This window comes from Pseudomonas sp. JAI111, assembly GCF_024809425.1.
Classification (GTDB): Bacteria; Pseudomonadota; Gammaproteobacteria; order Pseudomonadales; family Pseudomonadaceae; genus Aquipseudomonas.
Genome location: NZ_JANUCB010000011.1, coordinates 146482 through 168170, shown reverse-complemented (window position 1 = coordinate 168170; position 21689 = coordinate 146482). Strand labels below are relative to the sequence as shown.

At 58.1% G+C, this 21689-nt stretch carries 18 protein-coding genes; 6 read left to right on the top strand and 12 right to left on the bottom strand.

Translation table 11 applies throughout. From position 1 onward, the window contains the following. The first annotated feature begins 325 nt into the window (after positions 1-325). Complete coding sequence (locus tag HNR03_RS27345) at positions 326-856, top strand: hypothetical protein (protein ID WP_259157174.1); 531 nt, start codon at positions 326-328, stop codon at positions 854-856. Between the two features lie 43 nt (positions 857-899). Here HNR03_RS27345 and HNR03_RS27340 read toward each other — a convergent pair whose 3' ends face one another. After that, a complete protein-coding gene (locus HNR03_RS27340) occupies positions 900-1895 on the bottom strand; it encodes an aldo/keto reductase (protein WP_259157173.1) in 996 nt (331 codons plus the stop codon). Between the two features lie 118 nt (positions 1896-2013). Between HNR03_RS27340 and HNR03_RS27335 the strand changes: the two genes are divergently transcribed. Next, positions 2014-2940, top strand: coding sequence for a LysR family transcriptional regulator (locus HNR03_RS27335; protein WP_259157172.1), 927 nt, complete (start codon positions 2014-2016; stop codon positions 2938-2940). On the opposite strand, the gene HNR03_RS27330 is transcribed toward HNR03_RS27335, so the two are convergent. The 6 genes from HNR03_RS27330 to HNR03_RS27305 all read right to left on the bottom strand — a co-directional run bounded on the left by HNR03_RS27330 (position 2929) and on the right by HNR03_RS27305 (position 10408). Continuing rightward, positions 2929-3864 carry a GNAT family N-acetyltransferase gene (locus HNR03_RS27330; protein ID WP_259157171.1) on the bottom strand — a complete coding sequence of 312 codons (936 nt, stop codon included), beginning with the start codon at positions 3862-3864 and terminating at the stop codon, positions 2929-2931. The two genes, HNR03_RS27335 and HNR03_RS27330, sit on opposite strands and share 12 nt — an antisense overlap. Continuing rightward, on the bottom strand, positions 3864-5153 hold the full coding sequence (locus HNR03_RS27325; protein ID WP_259157245.1) for a phenylacetate--CoA ligase family protein: 1290 nt from the start codon (positions 5151-5153) through the stop codon (positions 3864-3866). Before HNR03_RS27325 ends, HNR03_RS27330 begins: the two co-directional genes overlap by 1 nt. Before the next feature lie 53 nt (positions 5154-5206). Next, positions 5207-7609 (bottom strand): acyl-CoA reductase, encoded by a 2403-nt coding sequence (locus HNR03_RS27320; RefSeq protein WP_259157170.1) that lies wholly within the window; start codon positions 7607-7609, stop codon positions 5207-5209. A 1-nt stretch (position 7610) separates the two neighbouring features. Then, complete coding sequence (locus tag HNR03_RS27315) at positions 7611-8741, bottom strand: acyl-protein synthase (protein ID WP_259157169.1); 1131 nt, start codon at positions 8739-8741, stop codon at positions 7611-7613. Positions 8742-8762: 21 nt separating this feature from the next. Continuing rightward, complete coding sequence (locus HNR03_RS27310; protein ID WP_259157168.1) at positions 8763-10004, bottom strand: MFS transporter; 1242 nt, start codon at positions 10002-10004, stop codon at positions 8763-8765. A gap of 266 nt (positions 10005-10270) precedes the next feature. Beyond that, entirely contained in the window at positions 10271-10408 is a 138-nt protein-coding gene (locus tag HNR03_RS27305; protein ID WP_165557409.1) for a hypothetical protein, read from the bottom strand. A 157-nt stretch (positions 10409-10565) separates the two neighbouring features. Here HNR03_RS27305 and HNR03_RS27300 point away from each other — a divergent pair, with 157 nt between their 5' ends. Beyond that, positions 10566-10754: a hypothetical protein gene (locus HNR03_RS27300; protein WP_008024801.1), complete on the top strand. Its 189-nt coding sequence runs from the start codon at positions 10566-10568 to the stop codon at positions 10752-10754. 17 nt (positions 10755-10771) lie between these two features. On the opposite strand, the gene HNR03_RS27295 is transcribed toward HNR03_RS27300, so the two are convergent. The 3 genes from HNR03_RS27295 to HNR03_RS27285 all read right to left on the bottom strand — a co-directional run bounded on the left by HNR03_RS27295 (position 10772) and on the right by HNR03_RS27285 (position 17361). Next, a complete protein-coding gene (locus HNR03_RS27295) occupies positions 10772-11143 on the bottom strand; it encodes a fe2+ zn2+ uptake regulation protein (RefSeq protein ID WP_222587015.1) in 372 nt (123 codons plus the stop codon). Positions 11144-11412: 269 nt separating this feature from the next. Further along, positions 11413-12408, bottom strand: coding sequence for a FecR family protein (locus HNR03_RS27290; protein WP_259157167.1), 996 nt, complete (start codon positions 12406-12408; stop codon positions 11413-11415). Between the two features lie 96 nt (positions 12409-12504). Next, positions 12505-17361 (bottom strand): dermonecrotic toxin domain-containing protein, encoded by a 4857-nt coding sequence (locus HNR03_RS27285; RefSeq protein WP_259157166.1) that lies wholly within the window; start codon positions 17359-17361, stop codon positions 12505-12507. A gap of 228 nt (positions 17362-17589) precedes the next feature. Here HNR03_RS27285 and HNR03_RS27280 point away from each other — a divergent pair, with 228 nt between their 5' ends. Further along, positions 17590-18630 (top strand): Ldh family oxidoreductase, encoded by a 1041-nt coding sequence (locus HNR03_RS27280; protein ID WP_259157165.1) that lies wholly within the window; start codon positions 17590-17592, stop codon positions 18628-18630. 95 nt (positions 18631-18725) lie between these two features. Here the strand turns inward: HNR03_RS27280 and HNR03_RS27275 are convergent, their stop codons facing one another. Next, on the bottom strand, positions 18726-19043 hold the full coding sequence (locus HNR03_RS27275; protein ID WP_222587011.1) for a YqjD family protein: 318 nt from the start codon (positions 19041-19043) through the stop codon (positions 18726-18728). 165 nt (positions 19044-19208) lie between these two features. Between HNR03_RS27275 and HNR03_RS27270 the strand changes: the two genes are divergently transcribed. Continuing rightward, a complete protein-coding gene (locus tag HNR03_RS27270; RefSeq protein ID WP_008155229.1) occupies positions 19209-19460 on the top strand; it encodes a hypothetical protein in 252 nt (83 codons plus the stop codon). 10 nt (positions 19461-19470) lie between these two features. Here HNR03_RS27270 and HNR03_RS27265 read toward each other — a convergent pair whose 3' ends face one another. Then, entirely contained in the window at positions 19471-20379 is a 909-nt protein-coding gene (locus HNR03_RS27265; RefSeq protein WP_259157159.1) for a LysR family transcriptional regulator, read from the bottom strand. A gap of 85 nt (positions 20380-20464) precedes the next feature. On the opposite strand from HNR03_RS27265, the gene HNR03_RS27260 reads away from it, so the two are divergent. Further along, positions 20465-21388: a carbon-nitrogen hydrolase family protein gene (locus tag HNR03_RS27260; RefSeq protein WP_259157157.1), complete on the top strand. Its 924-nt coding sequence runs from the start codon at positions 20465-20467 to the stop codon at positions 21386-21388. The last annotated feature ends 301 nt before the right edge of the window (positions 21389-21689 follow it).

Genomic DNA, 21689 nt, shown 5'->3' with positions numbered 1-21689 from the left:
GCTATCGGCCTGCTGATGGCGAGCTTTAGGTACGGACGTGCAAGAAGGAGGGAAGGTGACGGACGGTTCGGGCTGGCGGGTATCTGTTTTGATACAAATAAACTAACCAAGACGTACAAACATGCGGATTAGTTAGCTATGCCAATTTCCAGAAGTTGGCATAGGCCAATGAAACAGGGCCGTTGCGGCTTTGTATCTGAATTGTACGAGAATTGTAAAAAACACAAATAACTGTTGGTGTGGCTAGTTGCCAGCCTGATACTCGCCCGCACTAAAAGTGGTTTAAACAAGGAGTTTGTATGGTCACGCAGTCGGGAGTTCTTTCATGACTATCGGCTTAACCGGGGGCTGGACGGCCAAGGCAGGATTACTGGTTCAGAACACGGGCGGCGGCAAAGTTGTCTCTCAAAGCGCCCGAGTCAGGGAAATGCTGGCGCTGGTAGGCAATAATCCCAACGTGCTGAATACGGCGAAAATGGATGAGCTGAAAATCCACCGAAACGTAAAAGGTTTCGACCCGGAAAATGTATCGGCCAAACAATTGGGCAATCTCAGTGCCTTCCTGAGAGATAGAGGGCTGATTTCTGACATTACGGCGATGACGCTGATGAATGCCGGTGACAAGTTCGACCGCTTCGGCGTACAGAGTGACCCGGATGCCAAGTTTAATGCCCTGGCGTATTTCGCCACGCAACTCGACACTATCCAGAGCAACAGTATCAAGGGCGACAAGTACGCTGCCGGGTTGATCCCGGAATACAAGAAGGCAATCTACGTGCTGCAGAACCTGCAAACGTACGGCAAGGGCAACGGTACGACAGTGCCGACTGACAAAGGCGTTAAAGGCAAGGCCTGACGCACCACTGGCCCACTCGGGTTACGAGTGGGCCAGATGGCGGTTAGCGGTCGAGCAACTTCATGACTTCCTCTGGATAGCGCAAGCCTGCGGTGGCATCTGCGGGAAATATCGCTTCCAGAGCCTGCAACTCGTCAGGGCTCAACTTGACGTCCAGCGCGGCGACGTTTTCTTCAAGGTATTTACGCTGCTTGGTCCCTGGAATCGGGATCAGGTAGTCACCCTGCGCCAACACCCACGCCAGGGCCAGTTGCCCGGCAGTCACGCCTTTGTCCGCGGCAAGGGCTTGTACCTGCTGCACCAGCAACAGATTTTTGGCGAAGTTTTCCCCTTGAAAGCGCGGGCTGAAGCGACGGTAATCGTCAGCGGCAAAGTCGTCCGGGCTTTTCAGTGCCCCGGTCAAAAAGCCACGTCCCAACGGGCTGTAAGGGACGAAAGCAATGCCCAGGCGCTGACACGCGGCCAGGCAACCGTTTTCCTCCTGATCGCGGCTCCACAACGAATATTCACTTTGCAACGCGCTGATCGGATGCACCTTATGGGCGCGCTCCAGCGTGGTCACCGACGCTTCGCTCAGCCCCAGATAACGCACCTTGCCAGCTTTCACCAGTTCGGCCATCGCCCCGACGGTTTCCTCGATGGCCACCTGCGGATCGATCCGGTGCTGGTAATACAAATCCAGGGTTTCAACGCCCAGGCGCTTCAAGGTGCCGTCGATCGCCGCGCGAATGTATTCCGGCCGGCCATTGACGCCGCGTGCGTCGGGGTTCGACGGATCGCGGACGATCCCGAACTTGCTGGCCAGAAATACCTGGTCGCGTTTGCCAACTATGGCTTTGCCAATCAACGTTTCGTTGGTGTGCGGGCCGTACATGTCGGCGGTGTCGAGAAAATTGATTCCCAACTCCAGCGCACGGTGCAAGGTGGCGGTGGCTTCGCGGGTATCGACGCCCGTGGTGTAGAAATCGGTCATGCCCATGCAGCCCAACCCGATGGCGGAGACGTGCGGACCGTTTTTGCCCAATTGACGTGTTTGCATGAAATCAACTCCCTGTGGTGAAGGCCCCTAGTGTTGATCTCGACAGAAGCAAGATAAACCGGCTAAAACTGCTATCACTATTCTTGATTTCTAAATAATTAGCAGGATCGCCAGAGCAATGGATCGTTTTAACGCCATGCGCGTCTTTACCCGAATCGTCGAGTTGGGCGGTTTCGCCAAAGCGGCGGACAGCCTGCAATTACCCCGTGCCTCCGTCACTATTCTGATCAAACAGCTTGAAGCCCATCTTGGTGTGCAACTGCTGCAACGCACCACGCGGCAAATCAGCCTGACCCTCGACGGCGCAGCCTACTACCCCAGATGTGTTCGCTTGCTGGCGGATCTGGAGGAGACCGAAGCGGTGTTCAGCGCGGCCCGTCACAATCCGAAAGGGCTGCTGCGCGTCGACATGCCGTCCGGGATTGGCCGATTGCTGGTGATTCCGGCATTGCCACAATTCACTCAACGCTACCCATTGATCGAGTTGGACATCGGCTTGAACGATCGGCCCGTCGACTTGATTCGCGAGGGCGTAGATTGCGTGCTTCGCGGTGGTTCGGCATTGGACGATTCGCTGGTGGCCCGGCCGCTGGTGATGCTGGATCAGGTCACCTGCGCCAGCCCCGACTACGTGCAACGCCATGGCGCGCCACGCACTCTGGCGGAGCTTGAGGGGCATCAAATGGTCGAGTACTTCTCCAGTACGACCGGCAAGCGATTCGGGCTGGAGTTCATGGTCGACGACCAGGTCCAGGTGATTGACCTGCCCCGACAGGTATCGGTCAACAGCGCCGATGGTTACCTGGCGGCGTGTGAAGCGGGATACGGTCTGGTGCAGGCGCCTTACTACCACGTTGCACGTCAGTTGAAGGAAGGGCGATTGTGCGAAGTGCTTGAAGCGGTGCCGCCACCGGGAATGCCGTTGACGGCGTTGTATCCGCCGCACCGCCAGTTGTCGCGGCGGGTGAGGGTGTTTGTCGACTGGCTGGTAGAGCTTTGCGCGCAGCCGGGCAATGACTTTTATCGAAAAGCCTCAGGCAGCTGAACGAGCGCTGCGCAGAGGTTGAGTGTTGCGTTGTAACTCGTCGTGCAACTGTTGCATGTGGGGGCAATGCAGGCTCAGGGAGCGAGGCTGCGCCCCGCGATGAAACAAGGCAAACCATCCATGGCTCCCGGGCGAGGGCGTCAGCCCGGTGAAGGCGAATCCGAGCATCGTCAAGTTGTGCAAGGCTTCGGCAAAGTGCGCCGACAATTCGACTCTTGCCGAAATCAGCCAGTGGCCTGGCAACTGACGGATTTGCGCCAGCAGACGTTTATTCAAACGCTGGATGACGATTTCGAAGCGGTGATGGTGCTGCGTGATCTGCAACGGTATCGAAGACAGCGATGGCACATCGTTCTGCGTTCCAAACACCGAACACATATGCTCCATGAAACCTTGGCAGCTCTCTGGCCACGCAATGTCTGGAAGCGGTCGTGTATGCCCTTCGGCCAGGTAACAGCCCATCACGATCGTTTCCGCGAGTGGCTCGGCGAAGGGCGAGGGGACGTAATCGGGTAGCACTCCGGTGCTCTGGAAACCGATGGTTGCCGCCATGCGCTGGGTATAAGGATGGTGAGTCACTTGCTTGATCACGACACTCGTTGACCCCAGCGAACCTGCCTGCTCCAGCAGTTCCCGGGACAGGCGGGTTGCGATGCTTTGCCCCTGCGCCGCGGGATGTACGACGCTGAGGGCCAGTTCCGTGGTGCCAGAAGGCCGGTCATGACACAACGCCGCATGGCCCAGCACGCGATGATCGTCTACCGCCAGCATGGACATCCAGCGACCATCGGCATTGTGCTGGCTGATCATGTTCGGCAGGTAAACATCCGGCTGGACATAGAGATCGCCGTAGACCTCACGAAACAACTGGCTCACGGCCCGAGCGTCCGAGGAGTGAAAGCGACGAAAAATCAGCTCGTTCATCACGGGTACTCCGGAGATGGAGTGTCATAGATGCGCAAATCCAGCACACGCATCTGTTTGCCGGAGCGGGGGTGAAGCTTCAATTCCGTAACGGCGCATGCCAGGACTCGCAACTCCAGCAGGCCTTCTTGCGTCAGGTGCTCGATGGCGGGGTAGTGGGCCACGAGCGCTTCGTATAACGCACTGGATACCGCCACGGTGTTCGCAGCCTTATCGCAAGGCACCCACTTCACGCTCACAATGTCCTTGCATCCCTGTTGCTCGATCCGTAATTGCCACTGGTCGCTGCCGGCGACAGCGCGGACCATGTGCAGCACTTCGTCGATCAACAACGAAAACATACCCACCCGAACCCGTTGGCTGTGGGCGCTACGTCCCTTGAGGGCAAATTTTCGCTTGGGCGTGGCGCTGGGCTCTCGCCAGCAAGCAAGGTCTCCCACCGGATAACGCAGCAGCGGCATGAGCTGACGGGTGAGGTTGGTCACCACCAGCATCCCGGTTCGGTCGCATTCCTCGATGACTTCGCCGGTCAGCTCATCGACGATCTCCAGTACCGTTTGCGGTTCAAACATCCGGTGTTCGCCGAGCGCGCAATCACGGCTGGTCGCACCGATGAGACCCGCATCGACGCTGGCGTAGCCGATGGAAGCAATGCGCACGTTGGGCAGAACCTCGCGCAGCATGTACAGCTGCAAGGCAAACAGACTTTCACCGCCGTACAGCAAGGTGTCGACCCCAGACAGAACTCGCTTTTGCGCCTTCAGGTACGCGGCGAGTTGCAGCAGCTGCGCCGGTACTCCGACGAGCACGTTGATTCGGTGTCGGTCAATCGCGTCGGCCAGAACGTCCATGCTGACCTGACCGGTAAAAGGAAACTCGCAGATCGAACATTTGACGTGCGCCAGTGCGTCATGGATGAACACAAAACTGGCATAGAGATCACCGCAGAAAAACAGGTTGGCGATTCTGTCGCCGTTTTTTAGTTGACAGGAAATACTCTCGCCGAAAGTACTGACCAGTGTTTGCCATTCATTGACTGTATACACCGACAACCTGCCATCGCCGGTCGACCCGCCCGTTTTAAATACGACGCCATCGCTGACTTCAGCCGTCAGCACTGGCCAACGATCCAGATCGTTACTGTCTGCCCAATAATTAGCCACAGAAGTCGGCGGAAGATCTTTCAATGTCAGGGTGTCAGTCGGTAGGTGTTGCAGGTGTTCCCGATAAAAATTTGAATGTTTGCGTATGTAAGGCACGAGTTGTTCAAGCGAGTAAGTTGATTTCACAAGTTTATTTTCCTGCCAGGTGTTCACGGTTATAAGTGTTGGCAAAGTTATTTTTATATTCTTTTATCAATGACCAGGGGTGTTTTGCCGCTGTGATTGTTTCGTGCAAATCCGGATTCGGCGCACTGTCGAACTTCCACGGTTATCAGCTTGGCGTTCACTGCATTGGCCACGGGCGCGTGGGTCAATAGTTGATCCAGTGCGCTACTGGTGGTTGAGTTCGTTAACACCAGCATCCGTTCCCTGCCATCGGGGGCATGATCCAGGACGATTTGAACAGGCCCGCCGACGGCGTCCTGCAGCGCCGACGGTGAAACGAACTCGGTGCCAACTCGCAGCAGCTTGCCGTGGCGTTGCAGCAATTCGAATCGCGGTGTATCGAGCCCGCAAGGGCAGGCGCCGGGTATCCAGCGACCGGTGTCGCCCACCTCGTATCGGCGTACTGCCTGGCCCTGGCGTGCTCTTGATGTGAACAACAAACGGCCGATCTCGGCGGCCTCAACCGGCAGATCCTCTTCGAGATGGACGATTTCCAGATGCTGCGTATCGCACATCAAATGAAACACGCCGTCGGCCGTGGCCGAGCAGGCATGCCCCAGCGGGCCGGCGTCGACCGAACCATAGATTGCGGAGCGGACCAGCGAGACGCCGCAGCTTTCCATCAGGTGTATCGTGGCTTCGCCTGGATGCTCGCCGCCAAGGAACACTTTGGTGATTGCGCCGTACTCGCGCAGAACGGTTTGCTCGTTGAAAAACAGGCGGTGCAGCGTACTTGGCATGCCGATCAGCACGGACACGCGATGGTCCACGATCATCTTGGCAATTTCGCTGAAATCATCGTTGGATGGTGCCCCCATGGGCAGGTGTGTTGCGCCCATCTGTTCCAGCACTTTGCTGAAGCTCGAGAAGCCGCCATACAGGCCACCTCCATAAAACAGGTTCATTACCCGATCCGTCGAGGGATCAAGGCCGGCGGCGAACATGCCGTCTGCAGCGGCACGCATTTGCCGCTCAAAGTCGCGATAGCTGAACCCGGCCAGTGCCGGGGTGCCGCTGCTACCCCCAGAGCGAAAATACAACTGTGCGGTGGCGCTCATCGGCAGGGTCATGAAGGCGTTTTTGTCCATGATCGGGTCATGACCCGGAGCAGGGGCGGCAGGCAGTGCGTCGAGCGTCCCCCGACCTCGCACCGCTTGCGCCGGCAGGCTCACCGAGAGACGGCGACTCAAGCGTGACAGGGCATAGACGCCGTCATGGGGTTCTCCGGGATAACCGTCGTGAATCAGCTCGCACGGTGCGATGCGCGTGACTCCGGCATTGACCAGCGTGCGCACCAGCCCGGGCGTTTGAGTCGCCGAGCAGATCAACGCACAGCTTTGCAGGACCGTGCGCCAGGGCAATAGCGTCTCGGCGAGCAGATCCTGCGGCACGGGTTTTAGCAGCAATGTACGAAACAATGGCGACGGCGCGAGCGTTTGATGGTGATCCCAGATAATCCGCCACCCGGCACCGGCCCAGACCTGACCCGGCTGATTCGCAAAACAATGATCGAGTCGCGCCATGGCGACGCGGGTGGTGATCTCCGAAGCCTCTTGATCGGTCGGCACCAGTTCCGGCCACTGTGAGGCTCGACGTGTGAATGACTCGGCCAGGCGTTCACCCAGGTCCCGCAGGATGGCTGGATCGTTACTGTCCACCAGTAACCATTGCGGGCTGGAACACGCCTGCTGGTCCAGGCTGCACACTTGATCCGCGAGCGCATCCAGCGTCGATGAGTCGGCGGCTTCCGGCGTCAGGTAGGCAAAACTGATCTTGTGCCCCCAATCGATCCAGCGACATCCTGCCGGCAGGTGCTGGCGGATCGCTTTAAGGGCATTGATCCCGCCCCACGCCGCCACGCCATCGGCTTGAACGCAGAGTCGAGGAATCTGATCTGTGCTGACCGGCAGCACCGCGATGAAGTCGGCGAGCCTGCCGCTGGTGTCGCACTGCACAAGCGCTGCCAACAAGCGAGCAGTCAGGCCTTCATCGCTGGAACTGGGGCGAAGCCAATTGATGTTGCCGGCCAGCAAGCTTTCGAGCACGGCACAAAACGCCAGCATCGGCGCATTGCCGGGCGTCACATGCACCACCAGTCCCAGAGGGTGCCAACTTTCAAAGCGGGCTTGCTGATAGTCGATGCGGCGCAGCGAACGCGGTTGTACACCCAGCTCGCGCTCGATTTTTGTGTTCAGGTTGCTGCGTGAACAGAAGTCGATAAGCCCTTGGCGTTGATCGTCGTCCAGGGGCAGGTCGAGTCGGCGAGAGTACAGTTGCAGGCTGAAACGAGCAGCGGCCTCGATGACGGTGTCGCTGTCGATGGGCGCGTTCAGCAGGTGTGGCAACTGTTCGTGAAGCCGTTCCAGCGCGGCCTCAAGGGTCACGTCATCGCGTAATTGGCCATTGATCAAATACATGTCACGCCCCTCCCAACAATTCTGATGCCGCCATCGCACAGCTTCGGCTGGCGGTAGTGCCGGCACGTCCATGCAGTTCGAACCAATCGGTTGCAAGGCCACACCCGCAGGCAGCGCCGGGGTGCAGCGTCGCCAGGTCGCCCATCACCACGGCATGTGCCGGGCTGGATGAAATGTAGGGCGATACGAATTCAAGCAAACCGGGCCGGCCATAGGGTTGAACAGTGAAGTCGGATGGATTGCGCACGAAGACCTTCGAGTACACCGGGACATGGAAATGCTGGTGGGCACACTGGATATAGGGCACTGCATGCTCGACGGCGCCATAGCCATCGCGACAGCGGGACAGGTCAATGCCCAACTGGCGATTGATCCGTCCATACAATTGCGCCAGGGGAATCTCCTGCGCCGCCTGGGTTTTCCAGCCGCCGCCGAGGAACACCAGGGATTGAGCCGGCAACTGCAGATCCGCTACATCGGTGTCTTCCATGTGCTGCAGCGCATGGGAGAGAAATGCCGGGAAGCCGAGAATGCGCACCGGCAAACCCTCTTCGGCAAAATCCTGCAATGCGCGAATCACTCCGAACAGGTCGAACTCATGACCCGTGCCCGTCAGGCGCAGTCCGTAGGCGACGCGGTTGACCGGCGCATAGCGGCACAAAAACTGGTCGGTGTAGGCGGTGCCCAGGGTGATCGCCGCCTTGGGCTCGTAGCTCAGGAGCAAGTAATTGCAAGGGCTGTCAGGCGTGTCCCAGCCATAGTGGCGAAAAATATGACTTACCATTCCTTGCGCCGCGGCCATGCTGCGCGAGTCGTAACGCATGCGACTTTTCTGGCCGCTGGTGCCCGATGACGTCAGTTCCAGCGCGCCTTCGCCCGTGGGCCCGAACAACAAGTGACGCTTGAAGTAATTGGCGAAGATCGGCGGCAATCTCGACCAGTCGTCCAGCGTCTCCAGGTCTTGCGTGCCGAGGCCATTGGCGTTCAACCAGCGTTCATAGCCGGGTGTGTGGTGGCAATGAAAGAGGCTGATTTCCCCCATGGCCTGATCGAACAAGCCTTCGGGCACGGAATCCAGGCAATAGGGTTGCGCTAACGCGCAAAGCGCATCGGTATGGGGTAAATGGATCATCGAGAAACCTATGGTGTTGTGTCAGACAGCAGGCACGAAGTGAGGGCGGCGCAGAAACAGTCGCAAGGGCAGCAGGCACATAAGCCCTGCAATGCCGGCCATGAGCGCGAAGAACTCGTGACTGTCACCGGCGCCGGCGGCTGCGATCAGCGATCCGCCGCCACCCATGATGGCGATCGACAGCATGCCGATCATGGCCGAAACCAGACCCTTGCTGTCCTCGCTGGTAAACAGCGCAAGGCGGTACAGCGCGGCATTGCTCATGCCAAGGCCGATGGCGTAGAGACTCAGGCAGATGATCAGCAAGGGGGTAGAGGCGGCGGTGAAACTGATGACGATCAAGGCGATGAGTCCGGCGCAAAACGGCCAGAGCGCGTAGCGGATCAGCTGTGGCAATTGCGTGTGGGCAATCAATCGGTTGAGAATCAAATTACCGAGGATGACGGCCGCAAATACCGGGATTTGCCACAGGCCATACTGCAAGGGTGTGAGGCCTTGATTGTGGATCAGCAGGAGCGGCGCCAGGCCGATCCAGGCAATCAAAGGCAGGCTCATGACACCCAGTGCGACAGTGGCGCTCAGGAAGCGCGGGTTGGTGAGCAACGCCGCATAACGCCGCATCGTGCCGCCCCATTGAAATGGCACCACTGCCAGCCGCTGACCGTCCTGGCGCACGGTCCCCACGGTTTCCGGCATGAACACATACAGCCCGAGCCAGACCACGATTGCGCCGGTACCCAGCAGTAAAAACAGTTCTCGCCAGGTGAACCATTCCAGCAGCAGACTGCCCAGTAGCGGCCCCAGCAGCGGCGAAAGGAGCGCAATGTTTCCCAGCAACGCCATGATTTTTACCGCATCGACTTCGCTGAACACTTCCTGCAAGGCGGGATAGCTGACGGCGATCACAAATCCCAACCCGAGCCCCTGAATCAATCGCAGTCCATTGAACGCGTAGATGTGTTGCACGTTGAATGCTGCAGCACTGGCGATGGCGAATATGGCACAACCGATCAGCAACAGTTTGCGCCGTCCGAAATGATCCGACAGCGGACCAATAAGCCATTGCAGAAGAATGCCGCCCGCCAGATAAAGATTGAAGGCATGGGGGACATGACTTGCACTGGCATCAAGATCCTGGGTGACGGTTAACATCGCGGGCATAATCAGGTCACTGGCCATATAGGTCAGCAGTTCGAACAGAGTTATTGCAAGGCAAAAGCCTAGCAAGTGGAAAGAACTGATGTTTATTAAAGGTTTGTGCATGACATTCCGGCTTTGTTGCTCACGGTTTAATAACGAGTTTGAAACGAGGCGCGGAGATTAAACGTCACTGATGGACAGTTCCAATCAACTATTGAGACTTAATGCTTCAATAATTTTCGTTATGTTGCGAGGAACAACAAATGGCGGGAATAAAGTGTATTTGCATGTAGGAAAAATGCCCGCAACAGGCGGGCATTTTTTTCAGTGAGGTGAGGAGTTGGAAACAAACAAATGACAGTTAATTAATGATCCTTCCTGGCCCAACGTTACCGGTGTTGGTAATAACCGGGGCCGCCCCGGTCGTAATGGTGATCGCCGTGCCAGCCGCCGTGGGGGAAAACGATGCAGCCGCTGAGGGTCAGGAGAGCGAGCAGGGGAATCAGCAGTGTGATTCGACGAAACATTTTTAAATCCTCATGGTTATCGCCGTCATGAAGCCAAAACTCTTCATGGGCTGTAACATGAGACCCCGTTTGTAGCGTTCCATCCCCGCGAAAAGGTAGGGGCTTGGTGTGCTTTCGGATACAAACCGGATACATTTTTCAGGTTCAGGAATTCGCAATGACTCAGTCGCAACGTTTGAAATATTCGATTCTGATCTCCCTGGTGGTGCTGGGGATCATGTTCGGCCTTTCGTATCTGCAAAACGCAGGCGTCATCAGCGAGAAGCTGTTTCAGTACATCGCCATTGGTGTGGCGGTGATCGTGGTGGTCATCAATGGCGTGATGCGCCGCAAGGTCAAGCCTTGAGCGACGCATTGGGCTGATTATTCGCCGCGGAGCATGGCTGCAGCGTGCGGATGCAGGCTGTAGCTCTTGTCCGGATTGAGAATGATCACGCCTTCGCTGCACAAGCGTTTCAACACTTCGCGCACGCTGAGGAAGGACAGGGGAATATCCAGGTCCAGCAAATATCCGTGCACGCCTCGCACTCCCAGGCTGCGTTCGCTTTCGGCGGCGGTCAGCAAGGCGTCTATGACTTTCAGGCGAATCAGGCTGGTTCGCAGGCCAAAGCTCTTGAGCAGTAATCTGATCCGCTCATTGCCATTGCGCTCGCCCCGTTGACTGAACAGGCCGGAGTCCGCGCAAGCGTCCGTTGGCGCATGGCTACCGTCCGTTGGCAGTTGCGAGTTGTACATGCAAAACCCCTTTTCGGAACTGGCCAGGAAATGTGATGGATGCGTTCAGCATTAATACGAACGAGTACGACAAATCATGAAGACCGGAATGTAGAAAATTTGTCGCCTGCGCGTGAGCGGCATGTAAGAAACCGGCAAAGAGCGTCTTTGGGCTGCTGAATTTTTGTTTTTTGTTTGGTTCCTGACGTTCCGCGAGCAATCTGAAAGACAGGGAAGGTCGCAGCGCAAAAAAAACAATGAAGGCCGCACCCGGGCGAGGGTGGCGGCCTTCAGCTTTTCGGGGTTTGCTGCGGGATCGAATTGAGGACGGGATTGCCCTCTTTGTTGCGGGTCAGATAGACCGGCAACACTTTAGGCAGGGACGCCACCAGAGCGTTGAGATCCTTGATGTTGTAGATGCCGCCGAGGCGAATCGAGCCCGTATTTTGATCGGCCGCCATCACCGGTTTGCTCAGGTAACGATTGATCAACGGCAACGCATCGTTCAATTGCAGATTGTCGAGCACCAATTTGCCGCTGCGCCAGGCAAGCGAATTGTCATTGGCGTAGGTCTGGCTGACTTGAGGCGTGAAGTCACCACGTTTAAAACGAGCCTGCATCGCTGGCCCCAGGCGCATGCCATCCCCTGCAAGGTCATCGTTGCTACTGACCAGCACCGACCCTTCAATCAGATTGACGCGCACCTGGTCCTCGTACATCCAGACATTAAACCGGGTCCCGGTCACCTGAATCCTGGCGTCTGCGGCCCTGAGGATAAACGGCTGGCTGGGGTCATGGCTGACGCTGAAGAAAGCTTCACCTTTTTCCAGCGTGACCCGTCGTTGATCCTTGTAATTGCTGAACGTGAGTTCACTGCCAAGGTTCAGTTCCACCTGGCTGCCATCGTTGAGGGTGACCTGACGGACAGTGTCGCGCGCTTCAAAATGCTGATACGAATTGGGTAACCAGCCCATGTTCCAGCCACCGTACAGCGCCAGCGGCACTGCGATGGCGCAAACGGCGGCGATGCCGAGCGTGCGCCAAGGCATGACCGGCCGGCTGTGGGCAACGGGCTCTACGTCGGGCCGAGGCAAATCCCCCGCGACTTCCCAAATCTCCAGCATGGCCTCGTACTCGAACGCATGCAGTGGATGAGCATCACGCCAGTGTTCAAAGGCAATCCGCTCCTGAGCGGTGCAGTCGATGGCGTGCAGACGCATGCACCAGTGCGCGGCGGCGTCGGTGATCGCGTCGTATTCGGCTTGCGAGAGAGAATTGTCGGTCATCGACCCATCCTGGTTTCCCGCATTCTAACCTTGAGAGAAAGTCTGCGAGAACAGCCGTCATGGCAATTACCCATCAACTGAGCGTTATATCTCTGATCATGGGACATCGACGTGCAGTTGGCGCCCCAAATGACTGATCAGCCAGGCAACGCTGTCGGCGTTTGCGAGTTGCACGTTCAGCCTGATTAGAGGATCTCGCCTGAAAGTGTGGCGGGCACCGCTCAGGTTTTCGGCCCCGGTCAACGCCAGGACGCGCTGCTTTATCTTGCGGGTATCTTCAACAAAGGTGTTGCCAAGGTCCTCCCACTCGCCGGTATCAGGGTCGAAGTTCATGAACAGTTGAGTCAGCGGTGTCTTGATCGACAGCGCTGTTTCCTGAGTGGTGGACAAGGCGTTCTTGAGTTCCGTGGCAATCGGGGTCGCTGTACCGATCAGCTCGACGAAGGGTCTGCCGGGATCAAGGTAGGTGATGTCAACAGTGTCACAGGCAATGTGGGAAATTTCATGGATAAGGGTGGTCGCTCGGGCATGGGCGCCGATTGGGAAGTGCGGATCGGAAAGATGCTCGCGGTAGTGATTGAACCTGGGCGTAAAGAACCGTTCGGCCAGGTAAATTTTGCGTTTGATGTCCGTAGGCACGGTGAAACCGAAGACGTTTTCGGTGTCCCGGATCGAGCCGCCTATCACCAGCCGATTGGAATCCGGCTTTCTGAGAGTGGGATCCAGCAGCGCTGCAAAAATCTCCTCGACGACTTTTTCAATCTTCTCGATATGGATGGACTCCACCTGCGTCACGCCCATGAAATCCATGATGATCTGATGCACCGGGGTGATCGTGCCTTCAGAAGTCTTGAGCATTTGCAGGTTGCGAAAACTGTTCCAGGCGTAGGTCGTTGCCAGGTCCAGTGATTCGTCAATCTGACGGGCTTTGTGCGGAAAGAATCGACGGATCTCTCTCATCCCGCGGGCATCGACGTTCATGCCCTCCCAAACCGATAGCGCGGTACGCACGCGGTTGAGCAAGCTGAAGCGAGGGGCCGGTTTTTCCTCGGCCAGCACCCATTGCCTGGCACCGTTCTGTTCAAGCTTCGGTCCCCGTATGCCGGGGGCCGCGATGCGCCACCGAATACCACGCTTGGCCACTGCATAGACCTTGCCCTCGACCGGTGCGTAGTGCTTTTTGCTGACCGGGTGGGTGTAAAGCCCCTGCGCCGTATCGTGTGTCATGGACCCCAGGTCCAGATCCTTGCATTCATGACGGCTCAATTGCGTGCGTTGTGGCGCGGTGATGTCGACGTGATGCCAGTCAAAACGGCTGGTGGATTTTTCCGCAGCGGGCAGGGCTGGCGTCGCAGACAGAGGCGTTTGCTCACCCAGCGATTGGCGCAACGCGGCCAGTTGTGAGATGCCGCTGATAAACTCTCTGATGGCGGCCGCCCATTTGTGCCTTTGAAGGTCATCGGCAGATTGCTTGATATCGCGGTAACTGCGCCACACGGTCAGGGGGTACGCGAGTTTGCCCATGCAAAACGAAAATGCTTCGTGCACATCTTCGCCCAGCACTCGCTTGATGGTTGCCCACTCACCGGGCTTTTTATCGTCGGACTGGCAGCCGAGCAATCGGGACAACAGCGCGGCGTTGTCATTGAAGAGGTGCTTGAACAGGTGGCCCGTGAGAGGCGTGGACGCCAGCTTGACCTCGGCGGGGCGAGTGTCCGGATTCGTTGACGCGGCCCTGGCCACACGCTGAGGGTTGAGCATCATCCGGTATTCCAGTTGCGTGCGATCAGGCTGGGGCAAGTTCATGAGGACCCAGTCGAGCAATGGCCCGCGGCTTTTCAGCTCGGCCAGCAGCTGTGCTTCATTCTTGTATTCCTTCACGCTGTGCCGAGGACTGTGCGGGGCGATAAGAACCAGCGGCGCTGTACGGTCGGCGAGCGAGCCGATCAGATACACACCGGGCACTTTGACGGACTGAGCCTGCTTGATACCGAGCAGCTCTAGCGGGCGGATGATCGCCTCGGCACCATGAACCGCGGCACGGGCGATGGCGTCGGGCATGTTCATGACTTGCCGGATCAGGTCGAACCCTGTTTGGCTCAGTCGCTCCTGCAGCCGTTCCTCGTGGGCGTAGTGCATCAGTTGCCAGGGCAGTTGAGTGTAAAAGCGCTTCCTGCGCTCGGCATTCAGCGGGGTGTCAGCGAGGGCGTCGCTTAGTATTTGCTGCTGATGCTCTCCCGGTTTCAGGTCGTGGATCAGGTCTTTGATGTAACGCTCGTTCATCTCCTCGGGGATCACGGTGGTATCCAGGGAAGCCAGTTTGAAACGGGTGTGCTCCAGATCCTTGAGGTGTACCAAGGCAAAATCAGTCAGGGTCTGGGTGCTCGCCGCCGACGTCGGGCGCGCGCTGATCTGCACCTGAACCTTGTCCGGATCGATGTTGAAATCGTCTGCCTTGAGTCGTTTCTCAAGCTCGTGGTGAGTCGTGCGTTGCAGCGAGCGGATGCCTGTGAGGTAGTCCTGATCGTTGTTGACGTTATCAAGGTATTGCTGGAGCAGTTCGCCATGCAGCATCAGGTCTTCGATGGGCGCTTTGGCCAGCCATGCCGACAGTTTTTGTTGCGTCGTCAGTGACTGTGCAATGTCCGTCACGCGGTGCAGTCCGGTCTTGGGCTCACGCAGCGTCACCAGATTCAAGAGGCTGGTGAGCGGCGCAGCAGGCAGCGTTGTTGCCAGGGCGTGGGTAAGGCTCGTCAGGTCCAGATGAATGTGGGGTTTTTGCAGGTGCTCAAGAAAATGCCCAGGGATTCGGTGCAGCGGCGCCAGCGTGGGCGCCTTGCCGGGTACACGTTCGCTACGGCCAAGGTTTTCCAGAAGGATCGAGCGATGATCGTCGTCGGCGAGGCGCGCCTCAAGCTCGGTTTGCAGCAGTGTCAACGTATTGAAGGACTCGAATCCGCAGGCAGGTGTCCACAGGATTGCTTTCCCGGAATGTACGGGGTCCAGGCCACCCCGTTCGGTCAGCACGAAACAACTGGCCAGTTTCACCGGGTCAGCCACGTCGGCCATCTTCAATGCCAGGGAAAATACGTCCGGCAAAAAACCATTCAATGCCGCTCGCTGCAGATGGACAGGGGAGTCGAGCACGGTCTTGATGATCGCCTGCTCGGCCGTGCCCAGGGTTCGCGAGACTTTGCGCAGCTTCAGCTCGCTGCGTAGCGCCGTTGACAGGGTATGCGTAAAGCTCGATTGCAAGCTTGTCAGGGAGGATTCGACGAGCGTGAGTGCCTCAGTGACCGTGCGAGTTGTTGTGGGAATGGCAGGGTGTTCGTCGCGCAGTTGGTCGAGCGCTTGCGCGACGGAATCGAGCGAGGCCAGCGCCTCCTTGGCCGACTCGGCACGCACGGTTGCCGGTTGCGCAATCCAGCGTTGATCCACCCGAGTGCTCCAGCGTCCCGCAGCTTCTGCAGACAGCAGCCGGTCATCAATCAGCCCCCGGACGTCCAGCGCCTTGTCGAGCAGGGCGTGAGGGTCTAGCGTACCCTCGCTTTCGCGGTAGCGGCTCAGTGCGTGGCTCAGGTTGTCCTTTTGCTTGTCGAGGATGTCGGACATCAATTGTTCGAACACATTGCCGATGATCGGGTGACCGACAATCACTCGCTCATCGGGCTTGAACGCCAGGAACCGGGCGCGCTCTTCCAGGGACATGAAATTGAGCAAGGCGTCTTCATGCCCTTCACTGGTCATCATTTGCAGCACGATTTTTTTGAGGGCAGGCAGACTGCTTGTCGCTTCGATGCCTCTGGATTGGGTGTACAGAAAACCCAGGGTGTTGGTGCCACCAATCATCAAGGTCGAGGCGAGTTCCGCGAAATGCTCGAAGGGCGCGGTGACCCGCACTTTTTCAATACGTAGCGGGTCGTCAGGGTTCGGTGCGAGGCTGACATTCACCAGCCGCACGTATTCCTGCGTCGTCAAGATACCTTGCTGGCGCTGCTGAAAAAGCCTCGTGTGGAAGGTATCGCGCAAGCTTTCGGCAAAGAACTTAAGGCGTGACAACCCATTGTTCACGGGCGTATTCCAGAAGGTGTCGAGCAGGCTGTGCAAGTGCGGCGTGAAGCTTTGTGCCGTTTCCTTCAATGCGCTTTCCCACGCCTGGTTATCGGCATCGCTGCTGACGCTGAGCTCGGGGTGGGCAAAGACTCTGGAAACCCCGGCAGGCCACTGATTGGTGAGGTAGACGTGCAACAGGGCTTCACTCAATGACATCGCCGATATCGTGTGGTGATGGTCGCCCCCGTCAAAAGCCGAAATCGTACTGACAAAATTGTTCATTTGGGTCAGGCGCTGGTCCAGTTTCGGGAACGTCTTGTGCAGCGCATGTTTGAGGGTGTCGTCCAGCATCGATTGCAAGGTGGGCAACTTGGCCAGCTCGCCGATCATTGTCTTGATGTTCTGTGCCTGATTGCCATCGAGGGTCAGTTGCTGGGCCTGGAATACCGCACCGTCAATGGTCTTGGTGGAGATTTCGAGGGCGGTGGCGGGGGGCAAGGTGCTGCGCTGTTCGATGGCCAGAAAGCGTAAAAGCTCGCGCTTCCCGGTGGCTCTGGCCAGCCACTCCTTGAGCTTGCCTTTAAGGTCGGCCATGTCGGCAAACTTGATCAAGCCTTTCCACGGCGTGAAGAGCATGACCTCAGCGTCGTCGGGTCGGCTCATGGCAAATGCGCCGGCCAGTGGAATATCCTGCATGCCGGTCGCACCGAGCATCAATTGGTCGACGTGCATGGGGTTGGTTGGGGCGATGCGGGCCGTATGAGTGGCCAGGTAAACGGTCTTCAGCCACTTCAGGTCATCCATTGTGAAGTTCAGCGCTTTTTCGCGTTCGCCGGGCTGTTTGGCATTGGCTGCACGTTCTGCCTCATCGAAAAAGTAGGGGAGGTCGGGTTCAGTCACGGTGTTTCCTCATATGCTGCGATGAATTGCCAATCGCAGGCTGTCGGTTGAGGAAAAACAGTAAGACCCGGGAGGGCGTTCAGTGCGGTACATATTGCTTGCCCCGAACTGGCAGTCGAGACTTGACAGGACGCTGGTAGAACAGCGCTTAATCGACGTCTGCTGTGGGTTGCCATGCAACCTCGTTTCCCCTGGTGCCCGTACTTAATAATAAAATTGGAGCTTCAGATGACCGCAACGCCCGAAGTGGCCGTCAGTTCGACCACCCAATCGCTTGATTTTGACGCGCTCGTTCAATTGCTCGAGCAGGTTTTTCTGCGTCACGGTACGTCTGCCGACGTCGCCAGGACCCTGGCGCTCAATTGCGCCGGCGCTGAACGCGACGGCGCGCACAGCCACGGCGTATTTCGCATCCCAGGCTATGTCTCGACACTCAAGAGCGGCTGGGTCAACGGCCAGGCAGTGCCGGTGGTCGAGGACGTTGCCTCAGGTTTTGTCCGGGTCGATGCCGGCAATGGTTTTGCCCAGCCGGCGCTCGCCGCCGCCCGTGCACTGCTGGTGGAAAAAGCCCGCAGCGCTGGCATCGCGGTATTGGCGATCCGCAACTCCCACCATTTCGCGGCGCTGTGGCCGGATGTTGAGCCGTTTGCCTATGAAGGGCTGGTGGCGCTCAGCGTGGTCAACAGCATGACCTGCGTGGTGCCGCACGGTGCCGATCGTCCACTGTTCGGTACCAACCCGATCGCCTTCGCCGCGCCTCGGGCTGACGGTGATCCGATAGTCTTTGACCTGGCCACCAGCGCCATCGCCCATGGCGATGTGCAGATCGCCGCACGAAAAGGTGAACGCTTGCCGGTCGGTATGGGCGTAGACAGCCTTGGTCAGCCGACTCAGGATCCGAAAGCGATTCTGGAAGGCGGCGCGTTGCTGCCGTTCGGCGGCCACAAAGGTTCGGCACTGTCGATGATGGTCGAGTTGTTGGCGGCGGCGTTGACCGGCGGTAATTTTTCGTTCGAGTTCGACTGGTCGAATCATCCGGGAGCCAAGACACCGTGGACCGGTCAGTTGCTGATCGTGATCGACCCAAGCAAGGCGGCGGGGCAGAACTTTGCCGAGCGCAGTCAGGAACTGGTCCGGCAGATGCACGGCGTGGGGCTCAAGCGTTTGCCGGGTGACCGGCGTCATCATCAACGGGCCAAGTCGGCTACCCAAGGTATCGAGCTGGACGCTCAGACCCTGGCTGACTTGCGAGAGCTGGCCGGAGTGTGACGCCGACGTTCCACCCAGGCATGCAAAAGGCGAGCACCAGGCTCGCCTTTTTTATGCTTTAACTTTTTACGCTGTATCCATGAACGCGTGAGCGCTTAACGACGGCCCAGCAACAAGCCTACCACCAGGCCGAAACCGGCGGAGATGGCCACGGTTTGCCACGGGTGACCACCGATGTAGGTTTCGGTCGCGTCGACCACCGGTTTGGTACGATCACGCACACTGCTGACCGAATCCCGGGCCTGCTGGAGCTTCTGTACGATTTGCCCACGAAGGGTTTCTGCTTCCTCACCCACCAGTGAAGCGCTGCTTTTGAGCAGTTTTTCCGATTCTTCGATCAGGGACTGAAGTTCGCTGAACGCCTGATCCTTGATTTGGTCTTCGGCGACTTGTGCGGCGGTTTTCCGGGCCATTGGGGTACTCCTTGCAGATAAATGGGCAGTGAACAATGGAGTCTGTCGCTGACGAAAAAGTTGCACTCGATTTTCGCGCCACGCCAACCAGGAACAAAAATCCCGGGTCGGACATTTCCTCCTACAGTGTAAGATGTCGCCTATTTTATGCAGCAGGTAATTCCCATGAGCTTCAATCTGGCCGACAAACCCCTTGCCGAGCGCGCGGCGCTTGAAGATGAAAAATCCCGTCTGTTCGACCTTTGGCAAAGCAACCTTGGCAAATCCAAGGGCGAAGCTGCGCGCCTGTTTGGCGAGCGCGCCAAACGCAAAGGTAAATGGGCTGAATGGGTTCGGGCCGAACTCGACGGCATGTCACCGCCGGAGTTCGCGAACATGGTGCGCAGTGAAGTCAATCGGTTGATGGCTGCCAAGTAAACGCAAGTCGTCAGGCGAAACTCGCAACAATGGCTTCACGCACTTTCAGCACCACCGGGTCGAGCTGGGTGCTGGTGCGCCAGCCCAGCTCGATCGGGTAGCGCGGTAATGCCAAGGGGCAGGGCAGCAGTGCCAGCCCGCTGAGCGCCGCGATGCTTTGCGCCGCGTGCGCCGGAATGGTCGCGACCGCCTGACTGCCCTTGAGCAGGTGCGGCAAGGCCGCGAAGTGTGTGGTCGATGCACACACCCGCCGACTCAGTCCCAGCGCCGCCAGCCCTTCATCGGTGATCCCGATAAAACCGCCCGACGACACCAGAATGTGCTCGCGGGCGACGAACTCTTGCAGGCTGATGGCCTGTTGTGCGGGCGCGAGGCTGCGCGGATCGACCAGGCACAAGTAGCCGCCTTCGCCCAATACCTGACGACTGAGCAACCGCTCGGTGAACCCGCCTGCGGTGATCGCCAGATCAATGCTGCGCTCCATCAGCGCTTGAGCGACGATCTGGCTGTGGGTTTGCCGGAAGATCAGCCGCAACTTTGGCGCACTGACGGCAATGTGTTCGATCAAGCGCCGTCCGTAGGCAATTTCGAAATCATCCGACAGGCCCAGCGCGACCGAGCGTCCGTCGTAATGGTGGGCCGCCGGATCGACCATCGCCAGGCTCTGGCGGCATTTGTTCAGCGCGTCACTCACCACCGGTTTCAACTGGTTGGCTTTGAGCGTCGGCGCGAGGCCACGACCGGTGCGCACGAACAACTGATCGCCATACACCTCGCGCAGCCTTCGCAGCGCGGCGCTGACGGCTGATTGGGTCACCCCCAGACGCAACGCCGCGCGGCTGGCGCTGGACTCTTCATGCAGCGCTTCAAAGACTTTGAGCAAGTTCAGGTCGACGTCGGCGATATTCATTTGGTTCATATCAGTTAGCAGCGAGCAGGGCTTTATTCATGATTGCGTGGCGCCTGAGAATGAGCAACACCTCATCGCTTTCGGAGTTACCGACATGCCCAAATCAATCGTTGCTGCGCTGCAAATCGGCGCCTTGCCCGGCGGCAAGGCCGAGACGCTGGAACAGATTCTCGCCTGGGAAAACGCCATTACCGAATCCGGCACCAGGTTAGTAGTCATGCCCGAAGCCTTGCTCGGCGGCTATCCCAAAGGCGAAGGCTTTGGCACTCAACTGGGCTTTCGATTGCCGGAAGGTCGTGAAGCCTTCGCCCGCTATTTCGCCAATGCCATCGACGTGCCGGGCATCGAGACCGAAGCGCTGGCCGGGTTGTCGGCCCGCACGGGTGCGAATTTGGTCATCGGCGTCATCGAGCGTGCCGGCAGTACGTTGTATTGCACGGCGTTGTATTTCGATCCAAAGGCCGGACTGGTCGGCAAGCACCGCAAACTGATGCCCACCGGCACCGAACGATTGATCTGGGGCAAAGGCGATGGCTCGACACTGCCGGTATTCGACAGCCAGGTCGGGCGGATCGGCGCGGTGGTGTGCTGGGAAAACATGATGCCGCTGCTGCGCACCGCGATGTACGCCAAAGGCATTGAGGTGTGGTGCGCGCCGACGGTGGATGAGCGCGAGATGTGGCAAGTCAGCATGCGCCACATCGCCCATGAAGGACGCTGCTTTGTGGTCAGCGCGTGTCAGGTTCAGGAGTCACCGCAGGCCCTGGGCCTGGACATCGCTAACTGGCCGGCAGAGCGGCCGCTGATTGCCGGCGGCAGTGTGATCGTCGGACCGATGGGCGACATTCTGGCGGGGCCGTTGCGGGGCGAGGCGGGATTATTGACCGCCGAAATCGATACCGACGATCTGGTTCGCGCCCGTTATGACTATGACGTCGTCGGGCACTACGCGCGCCCGGATGTGTTTGAGTTGATCGTCGATGAGCGGCCTAAACCAGGTGTGCGTTTCAGCGCATAAATCTGTGGAAGGGGGCTTGTTCATGAAGTGGGCAATGTCAGGCCGCTGGATTTTCACAGATGCACTTCTTGCTGCTTTACGGATTGCCGTCAGATGTCATCGCAAAAAGTGCGGCTTTCACTGTAATTTAAAATCCACTGCTTTTACCCCGTATTACAACTGTCTACTTTGATATAGAGCGATAGCAAAAAGATATTGTCGACTGTCATTTATAACAGGTTCGCGAAGCAGTCCGCAGAGTTAGAGTCAAGCCTGTTGCAACGCACTTGGCGGGGCTTAAGCTGATTAAAAGGATGGTGTG

Bases quoted from the DNA above. Each gene is read 5' to 3' on its own strand.
- HNR03_RS27345 (WP_259157174.1), top strand. From the start codon at position 326: ATGACTATCGGCTTAACCGGGGGCTGGACGGCCAAGGCAGGATTACTG.
- HNR03_RS27340 (WP_259157173.1), bottom strand. From the start codon at position 1,895: ATGCAAACACGTCAATTGGGCAAAAACGGTCCGCACGTCTCCGCCATC.
- HNR03_RS27335 (WP_259157172.1), top strand. From the start codon at position 2,014: ATGGATCGTTTTAACGCCATGCGCGTCTTTACCCGAATCGTCGAGTTG.
- HNR03_RS27330 (WP_259157171.1), bottom strand. From the start codon at position 3,864: ATGAACGAGCTGATTTTTCGTCGCTTTCACTCCTCGGACGCTCGGGCC.
- HNR03_RS27320 (WP_259157170.1), bottom strand. From the start codon at position 7,609: ATGTATTTGATCAATGGCCAATTACGCGATGACGTGACCCTTGAGGCC.
- HNR03_RS27315 (WP_259157169.1), bottom strand. From the start codon at position 8,741: ATGATCCATTTACCCCATACCGATGCGCTTTGCGCGTTAGCGCAACCC.
- HNR03_RS27310 (WP_259157168.1), bottom strand. From the start codon at position 10,004: ATGCACAAACCTTTAATAAACATCAGTTCTTTCCACTTGCTAGGCTTT.
- HNR03_RS27305 (WP_165557409.1), bottom strand. From the start codon at position 10,408: ATGTTTCGTCGAATCACACTGCTGATTCCCCTGCTCGCTCTCCTGACC.
- HNR03_RS27300 (WP_008024801.1), top strand. From the start codon at position 10,566: ATGACTCAGTCGCAACGTTTGAAATATTCGATTCTGATCTCCCTGGTG.
- HNR03_RS27295 (WP_222587015.1), bottom strand. From the start codon at position 11,143: ATGTACAACTCGCAACTGCCAACGGACGGTAGCCATGCGCCAACGGAC.
- HNR03_RS27290 (WP_259157167.1), bottom strand. From the start codon at position 12,408: ATGACCGACAATTCTCTCTCGCAAGCCGAATACGACGCGATCACCGAC.
- HNR03_RS27280 (WP_259157165.1), top strand. From the start codon at position 17,590: ATGACCGCAACGCCCGAAGTGGCCGTCAGTTCGACCACCCAATCGCTT.
- HNR03_RS27275 (WP_222587011.1), bottom strand. From the start codon at position 19,043: ATGGCCCGGAAAACCGCCGCACAAGTCGCCGAAGACCAAATCAAGGAT.
- HNR03_RS27270 (WP_008155229.1), top strand. From the start codon at position 19,209: ATGAGCTTCAATCTGGCCGACAAACCCCTTGCCGAGCGCGCGGCGCTT.
- HNR03_RS27265 (WP_259157159.1), bottom strand. From the start codon at position 20,379: ATGAACCAAATGAATATCGCCGACGTCGACCTGAACTTGCTCAAAGTC.
- HNR03_RS27260 (WP_259157157.1), top strand. From the start codon at position 20,465: ATGCCCAAATCAATCGTTGCTGCGCTGCAAATCGGCGCCTTGCCCGGC.